2 tRNA genes are annotated in these 219 nt (G+C 56.2%); both read right to left on the bottom strand.

Annotation, left to right across the window (positions count from 1 at the left end):
- Positions 1-2: 2 nt before the first annotated feature.
- Positions 3-75, bottom strand: a tRNA-Val gene (locus tag OGX98_RS00840).
- 46 nt (positions 76-121) lie between these two features.
- A tRNA-Val gene (locus OGX98_RS00835) sits at positions 122-197 on the bottom strand.
- Positions 198-219: the final 22 nt, after the last annotated feature.

Raw genomic sequence — 219 nt, 5'->3', positions numbered from 1 at the left:
GGTGGGTGATGACGGGATCGAACCGCCGACCCCCTCCTTGTAAGGGAGGTGCTCTCCCAGCTGAGCTAATCACCCACTTCTCAATTTCTTACATTACACGGCGGAGACTACATAAAGTAGTTGGTGGGTGATGACGGGTTCGAACCGCCGACCCCCTCCTTGTAAGGGAGGTGCTCTCCCAGCTGAGCTAATCACCCCCGCTGTGTGGAGTCGCATTAT

It is taken from the genome of Citrobacter sp. Cm046 (assembly GCF_030333065.1).
Taxonomy (GTDB): Bacteria; Pseudomonadota; Gammaproteobacteria; order Enterobacterales; family Enterobacteriaceae; genus Citrobacter; species Citrobacter murliniae.
Note: the sequence above shows the minus strand (reverse complement) of the source record. Positions and strands in the feature narration are given on the sequence as shown.